General features: G+C 71.6%; 6 protein-coding genes and 2 pseudogenes. 4 read left to right on the top strand and 4 right to left on the bottom strand.

The window, feature by feature from the left end:
* The 4 genes and pseudogenes from B7767_RS13510 to B7767_RS13525 all read left to right on the top strand — a co-directional run.
* A pseudogene (locus B7767_RS13510) lies at positions 1 to 388 on the top strand (ketosynthase chain-length factor); the annotation flags it as partial.
* 27 nt (positions 389 to 415) lie between these two features.
* Positions 416 to 676 carry an acyl carrier protein gene (locus B7767_RS13515; protein ID WP_073934959.1) on the top strand — a complete coding sequence of 87 codons (261 nt, stop codon included), beginning with the start codon at positions 416 to 418 and terminating at the stop codon, positions 674 to 676.
* A 2-nt stretch (positions 677 to 678) separates the two neighbouring features.
* Entirely contained in the window at positions 679 to 1,161 is a 483-nt protein-coding gene (locus tag B7767_RS13520; RefSeq protein ID WP_085572401.1) for an SRPBCC family protein, read from the top strand.
* Between the two features lie 26 nt (positions 1,162 to 1,187).
* Positions 1,188 to 1,523, top strand: coding sequence for a TcmI family type II polyketide cyclase (locus tag B7767_RS13525; protein WP_085572402.1), 336 nt, complete (start codon positions 1,188 to 1,190; stop codon positions 1,521 to 1,523).
* A gap of 75 nt (positions 1,524 to 1,598) precedes the next feature.
* Here B7767_RS13525 and B7767_RS13530 read toward each other — a convergent pair whose 3' ends face one another.
* The 4 genes and pseudogenes from B7767_RS13530 to B7767_RS13545 form a co-directional block, all read right to left on the bottom strand.
* Entirely contained in the window at positions 1,599 to 2,627 is a 1,029-nt protein-coding gene (locus B7767_RS13530; protein WP_085572403.1) for a methyltransferase, read from the bottom strand.
* A 50-nt stretch (positions 2,628 to 2,677) separates the two neighbouring features.
* Positions 2,678 to 3,739, bottom strand: a complete 1,062-nt coding sequence (locus B7767_RS13535; protein ID WP_085572404.1) for a nitrous oxide reductase family maturation protein NosD — start codon at positions 3,737 to 3,739, stop codon at positions 2,678 to 2,680.
* Positions 3,740 to 3,831: 92 nt separating this feature from the next.
* Positions 3,832 to 3,996: pseudogene (locus tag B7767_RS49285) on the bottom strand (Beta-galactosidase C-terminal domain); the annotation flags it as partial.
* 11 nt (positions 3,997 to 4,007) lie between these two features.
* Positions 4,008 to 4,280, bottom strand: coding sequence for a beta-galactosidase (locus tag B7767_RS13545; protein WP_085572405.1), 273 nt, complete (start codon positions 4,278 to 4,280; stop codon positions 4,008 to 4,010).
* Between the last annotated feature and the right edge of the window lie 541 nt (positions 4,281 to 4,821).

Below are 4,821 nucleotides of genomic sequence, written 5' to 3' on the forward strand. Positions count from 1 at the left end.
CCTCGACGAGGCGGGCTGCGCGCCGGAGGAGATCGACGTCGTGTTCGCCGACGCCATGGGCGTCCCCGCGGCGGACCGCGCCGAGGCGCTGGCGATCGCCGACGCGCTCGGCGCGCACGGCACCCGCGTCCCGGTCACGGCGCCCAAGACGGGCATCGGCCGAGCCCACTGCGCGGCGCCCGTGCTGGACACGGTGGCCGCCGTGCTCGCCATGGAACACGGCCAGGTGCCCCCGACACCCAACGTGTTCGACATCTGCCACGACCTCGACCTGGTGATGTCGCACGCTCGCCCCGCCGAGCTGCGCACCGCCCTCGTCCTCAGCAGGGGACTGATGGGCTCCAACGCGGCGCTGGTCGTGCGCCGCGGTGACGATTCCGCCCGGTAGGAACGGGCGGGGAAGGAGCAGTCACCCATGATCACCACCGAAGTGACCTTCGACGAGCTGGCCGCGCTGATGAAGCAGGCGGCCGGCATCACCGTCGACCCCGAGGAACTGAAGGACTCCGCGGAGTCCCCCTTCGACGTCTTCGGCCTCGACTCGCTCGGCCTGCTCGGCATCGTCGGCGAGCTGGAGAACCGGTACGGCGCGTCGCTCCCCCCCGACTCGGAGCGCTGCCGGACGCCGCGGGAGTTCCTGAACCTCGTCAACAGCACCCTCACGGCTGGAGCCTGAAAGTGGCCGGACACACCGAGAACAGCATCACCATCGACGCTCCCTTCGACCTCGTGTGGGAGATGACCAACGACCTGGAGAACTGGCCGCGGCTGTTCAGCGAGTACGCGTCCGTGGAGGTCCTCTCCCGCGAGGGGGACACGACGACGTTCCGGCTCACCATGCACCCGGACGAGAACGGGAAGGTGTGGAGCTGGGTGTCGGAGCGCACCCCGGACCGGGAGAGGCGGACCGTCCGCGCCCGCCGGGTCGAGACGGGTCCGTTCGCCCACATGGACATCGTGTGGGAGTACGCGGAGCTGCCGGGCGGTGTGCAGATGCGCTGGACGCAGGACTTCGCGATGAAGCCCGACGCCCCGGTCGACGACGACTGGATGACGGACAACATCAACCGCAACTCCCGTACGCAGATGGCCCTGATCCGGGACCGGATCGAGCAGGTCGCCCGTGACAGCGAGAGCGCGTCCGTCGCGTCCTCGCGCTGAGCACCGGTCCAGGAAGGACACCCCCCATGCACCACGCCCTCATCGTCGCCCGGATGAAGCCCGGTTCGGCGCCGGACATCGCCGACGTGTTCGCCGCCTCCGACCGGGGTGAGCTCCCCCGTCTGGTCGGTGTCAGCCGGCGCAGCCTCTTCCAGTTCGGCGACGACGTGTACCTGCACCTCATCGAGGCCGAGCAGGACCCGGCGCCGGCGATCGCGAAGGTCGCCGGACACCCCGAGTTCCGCAGCATCAGCGAGCGGCTGGAGGCGTACGTCAGTCCGTACGACCCGGCCACGTGGCGCAGTCCCAAGGACGCCATGGCGCAGTGCTTCTACCGCTGGGAGAGCGGCGCCCGTTCCTGAGCGGAGAACCCCGAGGCCGCCGGTCCCGCGTCAGTCGCGGAGCCGGCGGCCTCGGGGTTGCCGACGCGGCCCCGGTCAGCCGGGGACGGTGCACTCGAAGGCGTGCAGATAGGCGTTGACCGGGTCGACGCCGTCGATGACGAGACCCGCGTCGGTCAGCCGGTCGACCATGCTCTGCCGGGTGTGCTTGGCGCCGCCGACGTTGAGGAGCAGCAGCAGGTCCATGGCGGTGGTGAACCGCATCGACGGGGTGTCGTCGACGAGGTTCTCGATGACGACGACGCGGGCCCCGGGCCGTGCCGCCGCGCGGACGCCCGCGAGCACCCGGCGGGTGCTGTCGTCGTCCCACTCCAGGACGTTCTTGATGATGTACACGTCCGCCCGGACGGGGACGCCCTCGCGGCAGTCCCGGGCCACGATGTCGACGCGGCCGGCGAGTGAGCCGCCCCGGCGCAGCCGGGGGTCGGCGTTCTCGACGACGCCCGGCAGGTCGAGCAGGGTGCCGTGGAGGTGGGGGTGCTTCTCCAGGAGGCTGGCCAGGACGTGTCCCTGGCCGCCCCCGATGTCCACGACGGAGGAGGCGTCGTCCAGGTCGAGCAGCCGGGCCACGTCACGCGCGGACTGCTCGCTGGACGTCGTCATGGCCCGGTTGAACACATGGGCGGACTCGGGGGCGGACTCGTTGAGGTAGGTGAAGAACTCCTGGTCGTACACGTCCTCGAAGACGCCCCGTCCGGAGCGCACCGCCTCGTCGAGCTGCGGCCAGACGTTCCAGGTCCACGGCTCGGTGCACCACAGGGCGATGTACCGCAGGCTGTGCGGGTCGTCCTCGCGCAGCAGCCGGGACATCTCGGTGTGCTCGAAGGTGCCGTCGGGGTTCTCGGCGAAGACGCCCTGGCAGCACAGGGCGCGCAGCAGCCGCCGCAGGGTGTGCGGCTGGGTCTTCACCGCCGTCGCCAGGTCGTCGACGGTCATGGGGGTGTCGTCCAGCGCGTCCGCCACGCCCAGGCGGACGGCCGCGCGTACGGCGGCGGCGCACGCCGCCCCGAAAACGAGCTCCCGCAGCCGCATGGGCGGCGGGGGAGCCGGATCAACGGTGGTCATCCGTTGCCTCGCTTCTGCTGTCGTGCAGTTGGGGGGGTGGGGCGAGCGGGTCAGCACATGCCCGCGGGCTCGGAGAGCGTGCAGGTGTTGTGGCTGAACGTGTTGTTCTCGGCGGTGTCCCGGTCGGCCAGGTCGGCCGGGCTGTTGCCGGTCACCAGGTTGTCGCGGATCTCGTTGCGCTCGCTGGGCGTGCCGACGAGGCTCTTGAAGAGCACGATGCCGCCGGAGAGCGGGGAGGTGCCCTTGTTGTCCTCGACCCGGTTGTAGGCGACCAGGGTCTCCTCGGCGCCGGTGAGGACGACGCCCGAGCCCTGCAGGAAGGGCAGCCGGGGCGTCTTGGGGCAGTACTTGTTGTTGGCGTGGATGTGGTTGTGCGTCACCCTCAGGTCGCCGGCGCGCGGCTTCGACTCGTCGCCGACCACGAAGACTGCGGCGCAGTTGCCGGTGGCCTCGTTGTGGTGGACGGTCAGGTTCCGCAGCCGGCGCACGGTGACGCCGACGCGGTTGTCGGCCACCCGGTTGTGGCTGATCACGGTCCGCTCCGCGTCCCGGGCGCCTTCCTCGGTGTCGACGGTGTTGGCGACGAACAGTCCGGCGTCGCCGTTCTTCCGGACGAGGTTGTGGCTGAGCACGCTGTGCACGGAACGCTCCTCGGCGATGCCCCACTGGCCGTTCTTCTCCGCCAGTACGTACTTGACCTCCAGCCCGTCGGTGCCCGTGGCCCACAGCCCGTTCTCGGCGTGTCCCCGCAGCGTCAGGGACCGTACGGTGACGTTCTCGACGGGGCTCTTGTCGGTGCCGGTCACACAGATGCCGTTGCCCGCCTTGGCGCAGGCGCTCTTGCCGGCTTCCCCGGCGGGCACCAGGACGGTGCGTCCGGCGCCGTGGCCGCGCAGGGTGATGTCCGACGTCTTGATGTCGACGCTCTGCCGGTAGGTGCCGGGCGCGAGGAGGACGGTGTCCCCCGGCTTCGCGGCGTCCACGGCCTCCTGGATCGACTGGCCGGGCTGTACGCGGTGCACGGTCGGATGGTGCGCCGACGGGGCGGCGCCCAGCCCCGCGGCCACCGCGGCGGCGCTACAGGCGAGAAGGGCGATGTGTCGTTTGTCCATGAGCCGAAGCTATGAGCGGGGGTGGGGCCCCGCCACCGGTGATCACCCGGGTGGGCCGACGCCCCCGCCCGCCGGGTGATCACCCGGCCGGCTCATCCCTCGTGGACGACGGCGACCTCCCGCGGCGGCAGGACGAGCCGTCCGTCGACGTCGTGGCCGTGCAGCAGTTCGCGTCCGCGGGCCGGTACGCCGACGGGGTCGGCGGTGTGGTTGACGAGGAAGAGGAAACGGGAGCCGTCGTCGGCGTGCCGGCGTACGGCCTCGCCCCCTACGGGGAGGCCCTGGCGGCGACCAGGGCGACGCGTATGCCCGCGGCGTGCAGCCGGTCCAGTACGGTGTCGAGCCGGCCGAAGTCATGGGCGCCCTCGCGCGGTTCGAGCATCGCCCAGGAGAAGATGCCGACGCCGAGGAGGTTGACGCCGGCCTCCTTCATCAGCTCGATGTCCTCGAGCTGGACGTCCTGGTTCCGTTGCTCGGGGTTGTAGTCGCCTCCGCATCCGAGGCCGGGGACCTGGAGCGGCCAGGGGTGGTGCGTGCGCATGTGTTCCGCCCTTCCGGAGGGCTGTGCTTCCCGTGGGCCGACTGTGTGGCTACCGCACATGTGGCCCGCGCACATGTGGCTGCGGCACCCGCTCGCGGTGTCCGTCGGGGAAGTGGATCTCCATCGTCCCATCTTCCGCCGCACGGACCGCGGTTCCCGTGAGCAGCGCCCGGAGGTCGCCGCGCAGGGCGGGCCGGCGGAGAGGACCACCAGGGTGGCGAGCGGCAGTGTGCCTCCGGGATGTGCGGTGGTCGGCAGGGGTGTGGCGGAGTGCTCGCCGTAGGCGTCGTGTCCCTCGCGGTGGGCGACCGTGCCGTGGCACGGGGCCGGTCCGTCCGGTCGGCCGGCCGAGGAGTCCCACGAGGGCGCCGGTGAGGCCGGCCGCCCCTCCCCCGGGTGACCTCGCACATCGCTGCTTCACCGTGCCGGAGACGGATCACCCGGTACTCGACGTGCGGCGTGGTCCTTCCCGGCACGGAGTGGGACCGGACCCGGCTGAGGGCCGCGGCGGACGGTGCGCGGGAAACGGGGCGGGGCGCCC

The sequence above is a fragment of the Streptomyces sp. 13-12-16 genome, from assembly GCF_002114215.1.
Classification (GTDB): Bacteria; Actinomycetota; Actinomycetes; order Streptomycetales; family Streptomycetaceae; genus Streptomyces.